This window comes from Rufibacter sediminis (genome assembly GCF_014269285.1).
Classification (GTDB): domain Bacteria; phylum Bacteroidota; class Bacteroidia; order Cytophagales; family Hymenobacteraceae; genus Nibribacter; species Nibribacter sediminis.
Genome location: NZ_JACOAF010000030.1, coordinates 106648 through 124376 on the forward strand (window position 1 = coordinate 106648; position 17729 = coordinate 124376).

The 17729-nt window shown below is 52.3% G+C and carries 13 protein-coding genes; 3 read left to right on the plus strand and 10 right to left on the minus strand.

What is annotated here, in order from left to right; genetic code table 11:
- Positions 1–146 precede the first annotated feature (146 nt).
- From H7U12_RS12440 to era, 3 genes are all read right to left on the minus strand, one after another.
- The gene (locus H7U12_RS12440) at positions 147–344 is read right to left on the minus strand and encodes a hypothetical protein (protein WP_186638378.1); all 198 of its coding nucleotides are present in this window, start codon (positions 342–344) and stop codon (positions 147–149) included.
- Between the two features lie 67 nt (positions 345–411).
- Complete coding sequence (der, locus tag H7U12_RS12445; protein WP_186638387.1) at positions 412–1725, minus strand: ribosome biogenesis GTPase Der; 1314 nt, start codon at positions 1723–1725, stop codon at positions 412–414.
- Positions 1726–1928: 203 nt separating this feature from the next.
- A complete protein-coding gene (gene era, locus H7U12_RS12450; RefSeq protein WP_186638389.1) occupies positions 1929–2819 on the minus strand; it encodes a GTPase Era in 891 nt (296 codons plus the stop codon).
- Between the two features lie 417 nt (positions 2820–3236).
- On the opposite strand from era, the gene hemH reads away from it, so the two are divergent.
- Entirely contained in the window at positions 3237–4265 is a 1029-nt protein-coding gene (gene hemH / locus H7U12_RS12455) for a ferrochelatase (protein ID WP_186638391.1), read from the plus strand.
- A gap of 97 nt (positions 4266–4362) precedes the next feature.
- On the opposite strand, the gene H7U12_RS12460 is transcribed toward hemH, so the two are convergent.
- The 4 genes from H7U12_RS12460 to proS form a co-directional block, all read right to left on the minus strand.
- Complete coding sequence (locus tag H7U12_RS12460) at positions 4363–4503, minus strand: hypothetical protein (RefSeq protein WP_186638393.1); 141 nt, start codon at positions 4501–4503, stop codon at positions 4363–4365.
- 53 nt (positions 4504–4556) lie between these two features.
- On the minus strand, positions 4557–5396 hold the full coding sequence (locus H7U12_RS12465; protein ID WP_186638395.1) for a S41 family peptidase: 840 nt from the start codon (positions 5394–5396) through the stop codon (positions 4557–4559).
- Between the two features lie 182 nt (positions 5397–5578).
- Positions 5579–6160, minus strand: a complete 582-nt coding sequence (locus H7U12_RS12470) for an LOG family protein (RefSeq protein WP_186638403.1) — start codon at positions 6158–6160, stop codon at positions 5579–5581.
- Between the two features lie 304 nt (positions 6161–6464).
- Positions 6465–7943, minus strand: a complete 1479-nt coding sequence (gene proS, locus H7U12_RS12475) for a proline--tRNA ligase (protein WP_186638405.1) — start codon at positions 7941–7943, stop codon at positions 6465–6467.
- A gap of 202 nt (positions 7944–8145) precedes the next feature.
- On the opposite strand from proS, the gene H7U12_RS12480 reads away from it, so the two are divergent.
- Both H7U12_RS12480 and H7U12_RS12485 read left to right on the plus strand, forming a co-directional pair.
- The gene (locus H7U12_RS12480; RefSeq protein WP_186638407.1) at positions 8146–9246 is read left to right on the plus strand and encodes a hypothetical protein; all 1101 of its coding nucleotides are present in this window, start codon (positions 8146–8148) and stop codon (positions 9244–9246) included.
- A 21-nt stretch (positions 9247–9267) separates the two neighbouring features.
- Positions 9268–10764, plus strand: coding sequence for an OmpP1/FadL family transporter (locus H7U12_RS12485; RefSeq protein ID WP_186638410.1), 1497 nt, complete (start codon positions 9268–9270; stop codon positions 10762–10764).
- Between the two features lie 258 nt (positions 10765–11022).
- Here the strand turns inward: H7U12_RS12485 and lpdA are convergent, their stop codons facing one another.
- The 3 genes from lpdA to H7U12_RS12500 all read right to left on the minus strand — a co-directional run bounded on the left by lpdA (position 11023) and on the right by H7U12_RS12500 (position 17030).
- Positions 11023–12426, minus strand: a complete 1404-nt coding sequence (gene lpdA / locus H7U12_RS12490; protein WP_186638411.1) for a dihydrolipoyl dehydrogenase — start codon at positions 12424–12426, stop codon at positions 11023–11025.
- A gap of 106 nt (positions 12427–12532) precedes the next feature.
- Entirely contained in the window at positions 12533–14179 is a 1647-nt protein-coding gene (odhB, locus tag H7U12_RS12495; RefSeq protein ID WP_186638413.1) for a 2-oxoglutarate dehydrogenase complex dihydrolipoyllysine-residue succinyltransferase, read from the minus strand.
- Positions 14180–14267: 88 nt separating this feature from the next.
- On the minus strand, positions 14268–17030 hold the full coding sequence (locus H7U12_RS12500) for a 2-oxoglutarate dehydrogenase E1 component (RefSeq protein ID WP_186638417.1): 2763 nt from the start codon (positions 17028–17030) through the stop codon (positions 14268–14270).
- Positions 17031–17729 lie beyond the last annotated feature (699 nt).

Below are 17729 nucleotides of genomic sequence, written 5' to 3' on the forward strand. Positions count from 1 at the left end.
TGGATATATTTTTAAGTCTAGATATTAAAACAATACCATCAGATTCTTTTAAAACGGATAAGGCGCGGGACCGTCCTGAAGTACATCAGGACCGTCCCGCGCCTTGGCAAAGCGTCACAACAGGTAAGTTTTACGCCGTTAGCAGCTTAGATATCAGAAGCCACAGAATCTCTGGAGAGTCCGGTAGAGTCAATGGGAGCCGCAGTGGTCTCGGCCACATCGGTGGCGTTGGTGCTTTCCTCTATGGTTTCAGAAGAGGAAATAGGCGTCTCCTCGGCTTCTTTAGAGGAACACGCAGAGAAAGTCAACAGAACTGCTGCGGCAAAAGGTAAAACAGTCTTCATAAAAAGTTAACAGTAAGCAGGTTTAGACGTTGGGTAAGTCGCGGATAGAAAGAAATAAGCCGAGGGCCTATTTCTTTCTGAATACTAAGTTAACGGGCACACCTTCAAATCCAAAATGTTCCCGCAATCGGTTTTCCAGGTACCGGGTATAGGATTCTTTGATGTACTGGGGCAGGTTGCAGAAGAACGCGAACGTGGGCGTGTTGGTAGGCAGCTGCGTCACGTATTTGATCTTCACGAACTTGCCTTTGATGGACGGCGGCGGATAACGCTCAATCTCCTTCAGCATGGCATCGTTCAGCTTGGAGGTCGGGATCTTCATGGTGCGGTTCTCATGCACCTGAATGGCCGTCTCAATGGCTTTATGCACGCGTTGCTTGTTCAGCACCGAGATAAACACGATAGGCGGATATGCGATAGGCGCAATCTTCTCCCGGATGGCGTTCTCCATGTCACGCATGGTGTTGGTTTCCTTCTCCACCAGGTCCCACTTGTTCACCAGAATCACCAGACCCTTGCGGTTTTTATCTGCCAAGCCGATGATGTTCATGTCCTGGGCTTCAATGCCACGGGTGGCATCCAGCATCACAATCACGATATCGCTTTCCTCCAGCGCGCGCACGGAACGCAGCACCGAGTAGAACTCGATGTCTTCGTGTACTTTGCTCTTCTTCCGGAGCCCGGCGGTATCCACGATGATGAATTCCTGCCCGAACGCGTTGTAGTGCGAGTGGATAGAGTCACGGGTGGTACCGGCTACATCGGTGACAATGTTGCGCTCCTCGCCCAGCAGCAAATTCACAAACGAGGACTTGCCCACGTTTGGTCTGCCCACCACGGCAATGCGCGGAATACCGGCCTCGGGGTTCTCAATGCCTTCCTCAGGGAAGTGTTTCACTACCTCGTCCAGCAGTTCTCCCGTTCCGGAGCCGTTTTGGCTGGAAACCGGGAAAATCTCGCCCTCAAACCCCATCGCGTAAAACTCGCCGGCCAAGTGGCCACGGGCGTGCGTATCGGCTTTGTTGGCCACAATGTACACGGGCTTATCGGTGCGGCGCAGCACATCGGCAAATTCCTGGTCCAGGCCGGTCAAACCTGCGTCCACGTCTACCATGAACAGGATGACATCGGCTTCTTTGATAGCCAGTTCTACCTGTTTCCTGATTTCCTCTTCAAAGATATCGTCTGAGCCGCGTACGTAGCCGCCGGTGTCAATCACGGTGAAGTACTTGCCTGTCCAGTTGCCGTGGCCGTAGTGGCGGTCGCGCGTCACGCCGCTCTCATTGTCCATAATGGCTTTCCGATGACCTACTAAACGGTTGAACAGGGTTGATTTGCCCACGTTGGGGCGTCCTACAATGGCGATTGTATTTTGTGCCATATCTACTTAAATGTGCGTTTTGAGGCTCCTTTCCGGGAATCGCTCCCAAAACGCGGGTTAAACCTGCGGTATCGCCTTCGTGGCGCCGCTAGGGAATTGTCTGTATCACGTATCTGGTAGCAAGTATCAAGATTTTAGATACTACTGGTTATTACCCTTGCTGAAAATCTTGCTACTTGATACGTGTGTCTTGATACTATTAATTATATGCTGTTGTAGCCGAAACGGTCCAGCAAACGCTTATCGGCGCGCCAGTTTTCATTCACGCGCACGTAGAGGTCCAGGAACACTTTCTTCTGGAAGAACTCTTCCATGTCAATGCGGGCCTGGGTGCCTACTTTCTTGAGCGCCGCGCCTTTGTCCCCGATCACGATGCCTTTCTGGCTTTTCCGCTCCACGCTGATCTCGGCGCGCATTCTAATGATGTCGTCGTCTTCTTTGAACTCCTCAATGACCACCTCGCAGCTATAAGGAATTTCCTTTTTGTAGTTGAGGAAAATCTTCTCGCGCACCATCTCGGCCGCAAAGAAACGCTCCGGCTTGTCGGTTAGTTCATCTTTGGGATAATAGGGCGGATGCTCGGGCAGCAGATCCAGGATTTTCTGGAACACGCCGGGCGTGCCCTGGCTGTGCAGCGCCGAGATGGGCAGGTATTCCTGCGCGGGCAGCTGCTCTTTCCAATAGGCAATTTTGTCAACTACCTCTTCCTGCGTGGCCTGGTCAATTTTGTTGATGAGCAGCAGAATGGGCGCTTTGGCTTTGCGCAGCCGCTCCACCACTTCGCTCTCGTCGTGCTTCTCGTAAATATCGGTCACGAACAGAATGACATCAGCGTCTTCCAGCGACGCATGCACGAAACGCATCATGGACTCGTGCAGCTCGTACTGCGGCTGAATGATGCCGGGGGTATCTGAGTACACAATCTGGAACTCCTCGGCGTTGAGAATTCCCATGATGCGGTGCCGGGTGGTCTGGGCTTTGGACGTGATAATGGACAGTTTCTCGCCTACCATCACGTTCATCAACGTGGATTTGCCTACGTTCGGCTTACCGATGATGCTTACAAACCCTGCTTTGTGCGGCTTTTCTGCCATTTTTTTCGCCTCCATTTAAAATAGTTTGCAAAGGTACGGCTTTTTTAGATCGTATGAAGTATCACGCAGCAAGTATCGGGCGGGTTGCTACTTCTTGAGTATCAATTATTCACGAAAACAGTTAGAAAGAGCAACTCACCTATTGGCCTTCTTCCCCACCGGTGTCACTCTAGCCGAGTCGGCAGAAGTCAGCCCCTCAAAACGCATCTATTCTTTACGCGTACAAAAACGTCAAAACATTTAGCCGCCGTTAGCGCTTATGGGTTTTGGGCGTGTTTTCCGGAAAACGAACCTGAAACGGGAAGTGCCGCCTCTATCACTCATTGGCAATATCTATCGGAAAATGATGTAGATCACCTGTCTGGCTCGTGCCAACTGGTCCTCAAATCCGTATCTTTGCCCCTCAATTGAAAGCGTATGAAAAGTGGAGCCACTGGCAAAACAGGAGTATTACTAGTCAACCTCGGCACGCCGGACTCTCCCAGCGTACCGCACGTGCGCAAATACCTGCGCGAATTCTTATTGGACAAACGGGTGCTGGACATTGCCGCGCCCTCCAGATACATGTTGGTGAACGGCGTGATTGCGCCGTTCCGGGCTCCTAAATCGGCGAAGATCTATGCGCAGCTGTGGACCGAGCGCGGTTCGCCGCTGTTGTTCCACGGACTGGATCTGCAGCGCCTGGTGCAGGAGCAATTGGGCAAAGACTACCACGTGGCGTTTGGCATGCGGTACCAGAGCCCCAGCATTGAAAGTGCCTTGAAAGAACTGCAGGACAAAGTGGTGGACCGCATTGTGGTGCTGCCGCTGTTCCCGCAGTACGCCTCGGCCAGCACGGGCTCTGTGCAGGAGAAAGTGATGGAGCTGGTGAGCAAGTGGGAGGTGATCCCAGACATCCGGTTCATCAGCACGTTCTGCAACCACCCGGGCTTTATTGGCACCTTCGCCGAGATTGCGAGCCAGCACATGGCCCAGCGCGACTATGACCATTTTGTGTTCAGCTACCACGGCATACCCGAGCGGCAGGTTCTGAAAGCCAGCACCAAAGGCTATTGCCAGTTGGGCGTCTGCTGCAACACCTACCACAGCCGCAACCGCTACTGCTACCGCGCCCAGTGTTTTGAGACCTCGCGCCAGTTGGCCAAAGCGTTGAACATCCCCGAGGACAAGTACACCGTCTCGTTTCAGTCCCGCCTAGGCAAAGATCCGTGGCTCACCCCCTATACCGATTTCATTCTGAAAGACCTGGCCGCCGCCGGCGTGAAGAACGTCTTAGCGTTCAGTCCCGCGTTTGTCGCCGATTGTCTGGAAACCACCATTGAAGTAGGCAAGGAATTTAAGGAGGAGTTTGAAGCCGCCGGAGGCGAACACTGGCAACTGGTGGAGAGCCTGAACACGCACCCGAGCTGGATCAAGGCCGTGGCCCAGATGGTGCAGGAAGCGTAAGTTTCGGTATCAAGTAGCACGTATCGAGTAGCATGATTTAGATTTAAGAGAGAAGCCCAGGCAGTTGCCTGGGCTTCTCTCGTTTTAAAAAAGCAGGCTACCGTTTCTTCCTTTGGGCCTTGGTTTCTTTTTTGAGCCACTTAACGGCAGCGGCGATCTTCTGGTCTTTTTTCCAGTTGGTGAAGTCATCGCCGTTCAGGATTTCTTCGTCTGGCTTCACGTTTTCTTGGTAGATCACGCCGTTGCGATCAGCTTCATACAGGACGGCCAGGGTAAGGCCAGAGTTTTTGTCTATCCGGAAGCCTTCGTTGGCAGTGGTGAGCCCGTGGGTGGTTTCCCCGAAGAAGCGCCTTTGAGGCTGATGGCCACGGCCTCACCGGCGCTGGCGGTCATGTTGCTCAACAGCACGGCCATGGGCGCGTCTCCCGCTACCTGCAGCGCTTGGGGCACGTTGGTAACTAGGGCCGTGTTCACGTAGAAGTTACTGTCCCTGATGCTCCACTCCTCCTCGGGTTTCTGGTCTTTCGTCACAAAGCCGCCTACTTTCCCGTCACCCATCAGTTGTGCCAAGCCCCCGAACATGGGATACATGTTGCCGCCGGTGTTCAGCCGAAGGTCTATGATCCAGCCTTTTATTTTACCCGGATGGATTTTGCTGATGGAATCCCGAATGGCCTGCGCATCACGGTTCACATTCGTCATCCCGAAGTCACTATTGCCCTGAAGCAAGATGTACCCGATGCCGTTCTTCAGCACTTTCACCTGCACCCCGGGCTTCTTTTTAAGCTCGGCCACTACCGCCGCGTTGCGGGGCTGGGCGGGGTTCCTTCGCCAGGAATAGCTCTTGCCTTTGTACGTGAACCAGCCGTGATAATCATTGAGCTGCTCAAAGAGAAACGGATACACCGGCGCTACCTCCTCGTACGTCTTGGCTCCCCGCGCTTTCTCGTAAGCCGCCCGGCGCAACTCCTCCCAGTTCACCGCATCCCGGTTCAGAGAATGTTCCTGCAGCAGGGAAAGTCCTTTGTCCAGGTATGCTTTGACGCTGTCTGGCAGAGGCTGAGAAGTAGTCTGCCCGAAGGCGGAGGCGCACACCAATAACAGGCAAACAAGGAGCAGGTTTCTATTCATGACGATAGGTTCGGTTTGAAAGGTAAATGCCGTTTCTCCCGCCCGAGTTGCCTGACGTGCGCCGTTTTTTTTCACCTCAGCGGCCCGAACTGTTTTAAGGCCATTTTCCTGAAAACAGGCAAAAAGAAGCGCCACCTTTCTCAGGTGGCGCTTCTTTTTCAATGTAGGGACGTTTCCTGCGGCTAAATGCGTTTAAAATCCACCCACTTCTCCGTGATGACGGGCGAGTGGTTTTGCAACTGGTTCAGCAGTTCTTCTCCTTTATCCGCGATGATGATATTGTCGCGCTGCTCGGCCTTGACAAAACCTTCGGTGACGCTGTGGTCCATCATCTGCAGAAACGGATTGAAATAACCGTTCACGTTGTACAAAGCCGCGGGCTTCTGGATGATCTTGAGTTGGTTCCAGGTCACAATCTCGCAGAACTCATCAAACGTACCGAAGCCGCCGGGCATGGCTACAAACGCATCTGACTCCGCGGCCATCAGGGCTTTGCGCTCATGCATGGTCTGCACCACGTGCAGTTGGGTAAGCCCCGTATGCGCCACTTCCATGTCTACCAGGCTCTGCGGAATCACGCCTACCACCTCGCCGCCTCCGGCCAGCACCGCATCGGCTATTACGCCCATCAGACCAACTTTCCCGCCGCCGTACACCAGCCGGATGCCTTTCTGGGCGAACAAAGTCCCCAATTTCTGGGCCGCTTCACGATACACCGGATTGTGGCCGCTGCTGGCCCCGCAAAAGATGGCGATGCTTTTCATCTCTGTATTCTTTATGGATGGAAAACAAAGATAACAATTCCCGCAGTTTCTGTTTTGAGGCTGTTTTTAGAAAAACGGGCCTAAACTAAACTCTCTTGACAGTTACGCAAGTTGAAAACTTGCGTAATTAGTGCTCCAAGTTGAAAACTTGAAGCAGGAAATTGCAGAGCTGTTTTTAGCCTGTTTCTTCTAAAACAGGCTAAAAACAGAAAAGGGAGCCGCTGTTGGAGCGGTTCCCTTTTCTATCATCTATAAATCGAGGAGACATTTTCACATCTCCTCATTTCCAAATCTTCACATCAATCTAGTACGCTCGCGCGAAGTACACACGGCGCGAAGAAGGTTTGCCGGTGACCATGTCCACGCCTTCTTCCTCTGGCGTGTCCAGGGCGATGCAGCGGATGGTGGCTTTGGTTTCTTCTTTGATGCGCTCCTCGGTCTCGGGGGTTCCGTCCCAGTGAGCTAATACAAACCCGGGTTTCTCGTCCAGAATGCGTTTGAACTCGTCATAAGAATCAACTTTGGTGGTGTTGGCTTCCCTAAAGTCTAACGCGCGCTGGAAGATGTTGGCTTGCATTTCGTCCAGCAGGGCCGGAATGGTGTTCACCAACTCATCAAACTGCTGGGAGCTTTTCTCTTTGGTGTCACGGCGGGCTACTTCGGCGGTGCCGTTCTCCAAATCTCTTCCGCCAATGGCGATTCGCACCGGCACGCCTTTCAGTTCCCACTCGGCAAACTTGAAGCCGGGACGCTCGGTGTCGCGGTCGTCAAACTTCACGGATATGCCTTTGGCCTCCAATTGCTTTTTCAGGCCCAAAACCTTCTCGGAGATTTGCGCCAGTTGTTCTTCGCCTTTGTAAATCGGCACAATCACCACTTGAATTGGGGCCAGTTTTGGCGGCAGCACCAGACCTTCATCATCGGAGTGGGCCATCACCAGGGCTCCCATCAAACGGGTACTCACGCCCCACGAGGTTCCCCAGACGTGCTCCAGGCCGCCTTCTTTGGTCGCGAATTTCACGTCAAACGCCTGCGCGAAGTTCTGCCCCAGGAAGTGCGACGTACCGGCTTGCAGGGCTTTTCCGTCTTGCATCAGACCTTCAATGCAGTAAGTGTCCAAAGCTCCGGCGAAGCGCTCGTTCGGCGTTTTCTTGCCTCTGATTACCGGCAGGGCCAGGAAATTCTCGGCGAAATCAGCGTAGACGTGCAGCATGCGTTCGGTTTCCTCTACGGCTTCTTTGGAAGTGGCGTGGGCGGTGTGGCCTTCCTGCCACAGGAACTCAGCCGTCCGCAGAAACAGACGGGTCCGCATCTCCCAGCGCACTACGTTCGCCCACTGGTTGATGAGCAAAGGCAGATCGCGGTAGCTTTGAATCCAACCTTTGTAGGTGCTCCAGATAATGGCTTCTGAGGTAGGGCGCACAATGAGTTCTTCCTCCAGTTTGGCATTAGGGTCTACGCGCAGTTTTCCGGGTTTGTCGGGATCCGTTTGCAGGCGGTAGTGGGTCACTACGGCGCATTCCTTGGCGAAACCCTCGGCGTTCTGCTCCTCGGCCTCAAACAAACTTTTGGGCACGAATAGGGGAAAATAGGCGTTGGAGTGTCCAGTAGCTTTGAACATGTCATCCAGCACGCGCTGCATCTTTTCCCAGATGGCGTAGCCGTAGGGTTTGATGACCATACAACCGCGCACGGCTGAGTTTTCGGCCAGGCCGGCCCGTTTCACTAACTCATTATACCAGAGAGAATAATCCTCGCTGCGTTTAGGCAACCCTTTGCTCATTTTTTGTATCTTTGATAAAGAAGAAATATATAGCGAATCTTGAATTACACGGCATAGAATTTGCTTAATTTCTTAAGCGTTACCATACCTTTTCGGCCCAAAAATACGTTAATATATCTGAATAGAAACGTTGGCGAACCGGATACTCGTGTTATTGGTTTCGTGAATTGGTCTAGCATCCTTTACCAACTACTATACTCCCATGAAATATACTAAAAACAAACTGCTCATATTACCGCTGCTGGGCTTTCTGGCAGCCGGTTGTAGCACCTCTTCCAACTTACAGACCAGTGAGACGGACGATGTGTATTTCTCCTCTTCTGACAAAGTAACCTACGTGGAGCCCGCACCGCAGGAAGATGCGACCGCTTACGCGGAGGAAGTTGACGGAGGCGATGACTCCCGGGACATCACTGAGCGCGTGAGCGACCCTGAATCCTACGCCCAAAGACGTTCCAGCAACAACACGCCTTACCAGTATTCTTACTACGATGCGCCGTTCGGGAACCCGTACTACGCGTATCAGTCACCTTTCTATTATCCGGGCCGCTACTACTCCAGAGCGGTGATGATGGACCCCTGGATGGACCCTTTCTACGATCCGTTCTACGGACCAAGCATGGCCAGAATGGCGATGTATGATCCTTTTTGGCCGCGCACGGGCTTGTCTATCGGCATCGGCATCGGTTTTGGCCGGTATTACAATCCCTGGGGATATGGTGGCTACGGATACGGCTACAACCCTTACCGTTACGGCGGTTACTATGGCGGCGGATACTATGACAACGTGTACGGCGGAGGCCGGGTAGTGGCGAGCCGCGTGGCTTACGGCCGCAGAGATGACAGAAGCACGAACACCAGCGGCAGAAACCCTAATATCTCGCGGGACGGCCGCGGCAGCATAGCGTCTCCCGGCACCAGCCGGTCAAGCGCAGCCACGGCAGTGGAACCGGGTTACAGAGGTCGTGCTACTTCCAGAGGTGGCGTAGCCGATGCCGATGGCACTATCCAGACGCGCCGGAGAACAGCCGCTCCTTCAGGCAGCCAGACGCAGGAGATCAGCGTTCCGGCCCAGGAGAGAAGATCACGCACCAGCGGGGTAAGCTCAGAAGGCGGCCAACCTACCAGACGTCAGCGCACGGATTACACCCCGGCCCCAAGACCTACGGAAACCCGTACCCGTTCTTATGAGCCGGCTCCCAGCCGTTCTTATGAGCCATCTCGCTCATCTTCCTCCAGCTCCTCTTCCGGAGGTGGCGGCGGCGGAAGCAGCTCAGGTGGTGGCCGTAGAGGCAGAAATTAATTTCCATTCTTTTTAAACTACATGAAACGATATAGTTTTCTTCTGGCCTGCCTGGCGTTGCTAGGCAGTGCCGGAAAGAGCTTTGCCCAAAACGAGGTAGATGCTCTCCGTTACTCAAGAACAGAATTTGGGGGAACCGCCCGCACCATGGGTCTTGGCGGGGCCAACGTAGCCTTAGGCGGTGATGCCGGTTCTTTTTCCTCTAACCCGGCGGGTCTGGGACTTTTCAGACGCTCAGAGATCACCGTTTCTGCCGGCATCAACGCCAATGAGGTCAACAGCACCGTCTATGGCTCTGCCGCTACCAACAGCCGCAACAACCTGAACATCCCGGGCCTTTCGGCAGTATTCTCCACCCGCAAAGCGGATGACGAGGAAGGCGACTGGCGCTCCAGCTCCTTCGGGATTGGCTACACCAGACAGAACAACTTCAACCAGCGCTCTTTTTACCGGGGCCAGGGAGGAGAAGACAACCTGAAGTTTGGGGAATATGCCGCGCAACGCGCCAACCGAGACCCACTTGTTGGTGGTGAGCTGGCGTATAATTCACTACAGGAGCTAGCTTTTGAAACCTATCTCATTGACGAAGATGCGAACGGTTTCTATTACCCTAACTGGGTGCCGAACAATGCCTTTCAGGAGAACATCCAGACAACCGGCTCCCAGAATCAGTGGGATTTTGCCTACGGCGCCAGCTTCCGGGACAAATTCTTCATTGGGGCATCCTTGGGTTTAACTACCGTCCGGTTTAAACAGACCAGAACGTATTCTGAGGAAGGTCCGGCCTCTGACATCACCAACCTGAGTTTGCAAGACCAACTAACTACGGAAGGTTCGGGCGTGAGCTTACGGGTGGGGGGTATCTACCGTCCCAGCGATGCGCTCCGCCTGGGGTTCTCTGTGCAGACGCCTACCTGGTTTAACCTCACAGACCGTTACAACACCAATCTCTCAGTTAACTACACCGAGGCTCCTGAAGAAAACGCGAACCTGAACCAGTACTTCTCCACAGATCAGGGCGAGTATGACTACAGTCTCACCACTCCTTTCCGGGCCAGTGGTGGCGCCGCCTTCTTCTTAGGCAAGAACGGCTTCATCACCGCCGATGTGGAATATGTAGACTACAGCAACGCCAAGTTAGACTCCGACGATTCTTTCCAGAACGAGAACCAGACCATCAAGAACGTGTATGACAAAGCGCTGAATTACCGCGTTGGGGCAGAGGGTCGGTTCAATATCTTTAGAGTGAGAGCTGGTTACGCTCTGTACGGCGATCCGTTCAAAGACAGTGACGTGAACCAGGCGAAATCGTACTACACCGGAGGATTCGGGATCAGACAGAACAACTTTTTCATTGACGGCGCTTTGGTGTATGGCAAGTACAACAGCGTGTACTCCCCTTATACCAACCTGGAAGTGAATGACCAAGGCTCAGAGTATTACAACCTGTCAGTGCCCACGGTAAAAAGCAAAATCACCAACACCAACTTCATCGCCACCGTCGGCTGGAACTTCTAATTCCTGTTTTAGGCCTGATTTCCTAAAATCAGGCCTAAAACGAAGTGTAAAAGAGAGGGCTCTCCTGATGATTCAGGAGAGCCCTCTCTTGTTATGATAAGACAAAACTTTAAATAAGATTTACACTGCTCTGGGTAGCAGCCAAACAGGTTTACGTTTAGGGCCTGATTTTAGGAAAACAGGTCCTAAACGCTTTAAAGCAGAGGGGCCACTCCTTTTTTGGAAGTGGCCCCTCTTGTGATTAATATAAGAAGATCCTTAAATATGAATCGCGCGGTTCTCCGTGGCTGCCAAGCAGGCTTCTTTCATGGCCTCGGTGTAGGTGGGGTGTGCGTGGCTCATGCGGGCTATGTCCTCGGCAGACGCGCGGAACTCCATGGCCACTACGGCCTCGGCGATCATGTCAGCGGCGCGGGGCCCGATCATGTGCACGCCCAGAATTTCATCGGTCTTGGCATCGGCTAATACTTTCACGAAACCATCAGTATCCATAGATGCTTTGGCGCGGCCCGAGGCTTTGAACGGGAAAGAACCGGCTTTGTACGCCACGCCCTGGGTTTTCAACTGCTCCTCGGTGAAACCTACGCCCGCTACTTCCGGCCAGGTGTATACTACACCCGGGATCAAGTTGTAGTTGATGTGCGGCTTCTGGCCTGCCATGATCTCGGCTACCAAAACACCTTCTTCCTCGGCTTTGTGGGCCAGCATAGCACCGCGTACTACGTCACCGATGGCGTAGATGCCGGGCACGTTGGTTTGCAGGTGATCGTCTACGGCAATCATGCCGCGCTCGCCCAATTGCACGCCCGCATTCTCCAGACCCAAGCCTTCGGTGTACGGTTTACGACCCACGGAAACCAGGCAGTAATCGCCTTCAAACGTCACGGTCTGCCCTTTGGGAGATTCCGCGGTTACCACCACGCCTTCGCCTTGCACTTCGGCACCGGTTACTTTATGTCCGAAGAAGAACTCGAAACCGAGGGTCTTTTTCAACACGCGCTGTAACTCCTTGCCCAAGGCACGGTCCATGGTCGGGATGATGGCATCGGTGTATTCCACCACACTTACTTTTGAACCAAGGCGGGCGTATACGGAACCCAACTCCAGGCCAATCACACCGCCACCAATCACAATCATGTGCTTGGGAACCTCTTTCAAGGTCAAGGCCTCAGTGGAAGTGATGATGCGGTTTTTATCAACAGGCAGGAACGGCAGACTCACGGGCTTAGAACCGGTGGCGATGATGGTTTTATCCGTTTCGATCTGCTGCTCGGCACCGTCCTGCCCCGCGATTTTGATGGTGTTTTTGTTCACGAAAGAGCCAAGGCCGTTGTACACGTCAATCTTGTTCTTTTTCATGAGGTACGCGATGCCGTCGTTGTTGGACTTCACCACTTCGCTCTTGCGCTTGATCATCTGCTCAATGTTCACTTTCAGGTTCTCCAGCTCAATGCCGTGCGTGGTGAAGGTATGGGCGGCGTTGTGGAAGTGCTCAGATGAATCTAACAACGCTTTAGACGGAATACAGCCCACGTTCAGGCAAGTACCACCCAACACTGAATATTTCTCAATAATGGCGGTTTTCAGGCCCAACTGCGCGCAGCGGATGGCTGCCACGTAACCTCCGGGACCGGAACCGATTACTGTTACATCATATTTCATGTTCTTTCTTTTTATGTGAAGAAAGGCTCCGTACCCGCTCTTGTTCAGCAGCACGGAGCCTTTCGTTTTTAACTCATTTTTACGAAATCACGCGTAAAGCGCAAGTTTAGACTCCCAGCAATAAACGCATCGGATCTTCCAGCAACTCTTTCACGCGCACCAGGAAGCTCACTGACTCACGGCCGTCAATGATGCGGTGGTCATACGAAAGCGCCAGGTACATCATCGGGCGGATTTCCACCTGGTTGTTGATGGCCACCGGACGGTTCACGATGTTGTGCATACCCAGAATGGCCGACTGCGGCGCGTTGATGATAGGCGTTGACATCATGGAACCGAACACCCCACCGTTGGTGATGGTGAAGGTACCACCAGTCATCTCGTCAATACCCAGTTTGTTTTCGCGGGCACGCTTGGCCAGACGTACTACTTCTTTCTCAATACCGTCTAAGCTCAGGCCTTCGGCGTTGCGGATAACCGGAACCACAAGACCTTTAGGCGCAGACACGGCGATGGAGATATCGCAGAAATCGTTGAAGACCATTTCTGCACCGTCAATCTGGGCGTTTACCGCTGGCCACTCTTGCAGCGCTACGGTACAAGCCTTCACGAAGAACGACATAAAGCCTAAGCCTACTTCGTGCTTCTCTTTGAACTTGTCTTTGTATTTGGCCCGGATGTCCATGATGGGTTTCATGTCTACCTCGTTGAAGGTAGTGAGCATGGCCGTTTCATTTTTCACCGCTACCAAACGACGAGCGACAGTTTTACGCAAACTGGTCATTTTCTCGCGGCGGCTGTTGCGGGAACCTGGAGCGGCCGGAGCCGGAGCAGCAGTTTCTTTGGCAGTTGGTGCAGCAGAAGCGGCGGCAGGCTGTGGTGCCGGAGCAGCCGAACGAGCCTGGGCGTTCTGGGCATCTTCTTTGGTGATGCGGCCGTCACGGCCAGTACCACTTACATCAGAAGCTGAGATACCTTTTTCAGAAAGGATTTTACCTGCCGCTGGCGATGGCGTACCGCTCGCGTAGGTGGTAGATCCACCGTACCCGGAGGATGCGGCTTGCGCTGGTTGCGCCGCCGGAGCGCTTGTCTGTGGAGCAGGAGAAGTAGAAACCCCGGAACCAGCACCCACCTCAATGCGGCAAATGGTAGCACCAATTTCTACGGTATCGCCTTCCTGAGCTACAATTCTCAGAACCCCAGCGGCTTCAGCTGGTAACTCAAAAGTAGCTTTGTCAGACTCCAGTTCGCAGAGAACTTCGTCCATGGAAACCTGGTCACCATCGGCTTTTAGCCATTTAGAGATGGTTACCTCAGAGATAGACTCACCTACAGTTGGGATTTTTACCTCTAACGTCTGGCCAGTACCGGCTCCACCACCTTGCGGTTGGTTAGGAGTGCCGTGGCTTGGCGTATTTTCAGCGGCTACGGTGCTCTGCGGGTCTGTCACTGATTTAGACTCTGTGAGGCTGTGCTCGGTAGAAACAGTGGTAGGCTGAGGCGTAGAAGCACCTTGTCCGGCGCCATCAATGGAGCAAATTACTTCTCCAATGGCAATGGTATCGCCTTCCTGGGCTTTGATTCTTAGAATACCGGCAGCCTCAGCGGGCAATTCAAAGGTGGCTTTGTCTGATTCCAGTTCACAGATCACCTCGTCCATGGCCACTTGGTCGCCATCTTGTTTAAGCCACTTGGCAATGGTTACCTCCGTGATGGATTCGCCCACTACCGGCACTTTTACGTCTAATGCCATAATCTCTTTTTAGATTAAGTTATGTTGTTAAAAGTCCGTTTAGGGCTTGTTTTTAGAAAAACAAGCCCTAAACGGACATATGTTTTACTTAAATACTGAATGCTTTTTCTACCACCGCGCGTTGCTCTTTCTGGTGGATTTTGTTGTACCCAGTAGCCGGTGAGGAGCTTGGCTTACGGGAAACCACGTCATCAATGCCTTTGCGCATTACGCTCAGAATGTACGTCCAGGCACCCATGTTGTACGGTTCTTCCTGAACCCAGAAAATCTGTGCGTTCGGGTATTTGCTCAGTTCACGGTCTAGCTGTACCTGCGGGAACGGATGCAGCTGCTCCAGACGGATGATGGCTACATCTTTGCGGTTTGTTTTCTGCTGTTCCTCCAGCAAGTCATAGTACACTTTACCGGTACACAGCAACACTTTGGTCACGGCTTTCGCCTCGGCATACGTGTCACCAATCACTTCCTGGAACGAGCCTGCCATGAAGTCTTCCAGCGGCGACATCACGTTCTGGTGACGCAGCATAGACTTAGGCGACATGTGGATACACGGTTTCCGGAACGGCGTTGCCAACTGACGACGCAGCATGTGGAAGAAGTTAGCCGGAGTGGTACACTGGGTCACGTACATGTTGTACTCTGCGGCCAACTGCAGGAAGCGCTCAGGACGGGCATTGGAGTGCTCTGGTCCTTGGCCTTCATAACCGTGCGGCAACAGCATCACCACACCGTTCATGCGCTGCCACTTAGATTCTGTAGACGAGATGAACTGGTCAATCATCACCTGAGAACCGTTGGCGAAGTCACCGAACTGCGCTTCCCAAATTACCAATGCATTGGGGTTGGCCATGGCGTAACCGAACTCAAACCCTAACACGCCATATTCAGACAACAAGGAGTTGTAAATCTGTAGTTTCTGCTGATTTTCCTGAATGTGGTTCAGGTTGGTGTAAGCCGCGCTGGTATTGGCATCATGCAACACCGCGTGACGGTGCGAGAAAGTACCCCGCTGCACGTCCTGGCCACTCATGCGTACCACTTTTCCGTCTAACAGAATAGAACCGTACGCCAACAATTCAGCCGATGCCCAGTTCAAGGCGCGCGCTCCGAAGAACATGTCCTGGCGCTCTTTGGTCAGTTTCTCAATCTGCTTCAGCGGCTTGAAGTTTTCTGGCAGCGTAGTCAACGCTTTCCCTACTTTCTCAATCGCCTCGGCAGAAATACCGGTTTCTGGCGACTGGTTGAAGTCTTCTGGTTTAGAACGACGCAGCTCTTGCCATTCTTTCTCCAACACTTGGTAGTTGTACGGCAACGGCTTTTGCTTCACCATGTCCAGACGGTCTTGCAGCATCTGACGGAACTCCTTGTCCATCTCCTCGGCTACCTTCGCGTCTAACTCACCACGTCTGATTAACTCTTTATTATAGACTTCCCGTGGGTTGTCATGCTTGGAGATGAGGTTGTACAGTTGTGGCTGGGTGAATTTAGGCTCATCTGCCTCATTGTGGCCATGGCGGCGGTAGCACACCATGTCAATGAAGATATCATTGTGGAAACGCTGACGGTATTCAGTCGCTAACCTTACGGCAAACACCACCGCTTCCGGGTCATCACCGTTTACGTGCAGAACTGGCGCGTCAATGATTTTGGCTAAATCGGTGCTGTAGATAGAAGAGCGGGCGTCTTCAAAGTCAGTGGTGAAACCTACCTGGTTGTTAATCACGAAGTGGATAGTACCGCCAGTGCTGTAGCCTTCCAGATTCGCCATCTGGGTTACCTCGTAACCAATACCTTGTCCGGCCACGGCTGCATCGCCGTGGATGAGGATAGGCAGGATCTTATTAGTGTCACGGCCGTACATGGAGTCCAGCTTGGCGCGCACAAAACCTTCTACCACTGGGTTCACCGCTTCTAAGTGCGAAGGGTTAGGAGCCAGTTTCAGGTTCACTTTTCCGCCAGACGGCGTGTTTACCTCGCTGGAAAAGCCCATGTGGTATTTCACGTCACCATCGCCCATGGTCAAATCTGGCACGGCGGTTCCCTCAAATTCAGAGAAGATTTGCTCGTAGGTTTTGCCCATGATGTTGGCCAACACGTTCAACCGACCGCGGTGCGCCATGCCAATCACCACTTCCTCTACGCCCAGTTCAGAGCCTTTGTCAATGATAGCATCCAACGCCGGAATAGTGGTTTCGCCACCTTCCAGAGAGAAACGCTTCTGCCCCAGAAACTTGGTGTGCAGGAAGTTTTCAAACACCACTGCCTCGTTCAACTTAGACAGGATGCGTTTTTTATAGTCAACCGATGGGTTGAAAGCCACCGACTCTTTCTCGGCTTTTTCCTTAAACCAGGCCAAAACCTCTGGGTCCCGGATGTACATGTACTCAAACCCAATGGTTCTTTCATATACTTTCTTCAGGGTAGCCAGAATGTCGCGCAAGGTGGCGGCACCTAAGCCCAGCTCAGATCCGCTCTGGAATTTGGTGTCCAGATCAGCCTCAGACAAACCGAAGTCCTTCAGGTCTAACAAAGCCTTGCGGTCTTTACGCGGACGAACCGGATTGGTGTTAGAGCGCAGGTGACCGCGGGAACGGTAGGCGTAAATCAGATTACGCACCTGAATTTCTTTCTCTACCTCACCCACAGACGCGCCACTGGTGGCACCACCAACTGTTGGAGCCGCCGCCGCTGGGGCCTGGCCGTTTCCGTTCGGGTAGGTTTGCGAGAAATCAAAACCTTCAAAGAATTTCTGCCAACCAAAATCCACTGAACCCGGATCTTGCTGATACTGCTTGTACAGTTCATCAATGTACGCACCGTGCGCGTTGGCTATATATGAGTATTTATCCATAAAAATTGATAGTACTTGCCTTATTCACGGCAAATTATAAAATCCTCAGCAATACACATAACCCTAAATTCGCATAAGCAAATATTCAGCTTCATTTATTAAAATGTTATTGATTTTGAAACCGATCTGCTCAAACGTAAAAATCTCATCTAGGGAATACGTGAAAAAATTTGATTTTGGCGAAATTATAGATAAATAGATAACAGACAAATCTTTATCTGGCCTGTGCTCCAATTGGCTCTATTTTCCGGCCATCTTTCCAATATTCAATTTCAACGATACCTTTCCGCCCTTAGTACATCCTTAATTTCCGGAACTCAGCAGGTAGTTTACTCAAGCTACTACGCACTAGGAAGACGTTTTAAGGCTTCTCTTTACCTTCTACCGGTATCCCCTTGCCGCACAGAGACCTACAAAAGAAAAAAAAGACGTGTGCAGCTAACCTTTCAACTGAAAGAAGCTGATCTTCAAGCCAACTGGAAAATTCAATAAACCTGATCAAGAGGAACTGAGAGGTAAAACCTGATGATTCTTTATCCGTTCTGCCTTTTCTTATCTCATCTGCAAAGCAATAACTTCTAGTTCTCACCAGAAAACACCACTACACAGCATCTATTTATCACCTGTTTTCAGGAAAGCAGGCCAAAAAGACAAAAGCAATTATAGCAACATGAAACAGCTGCAGAATGGGCCAACGTT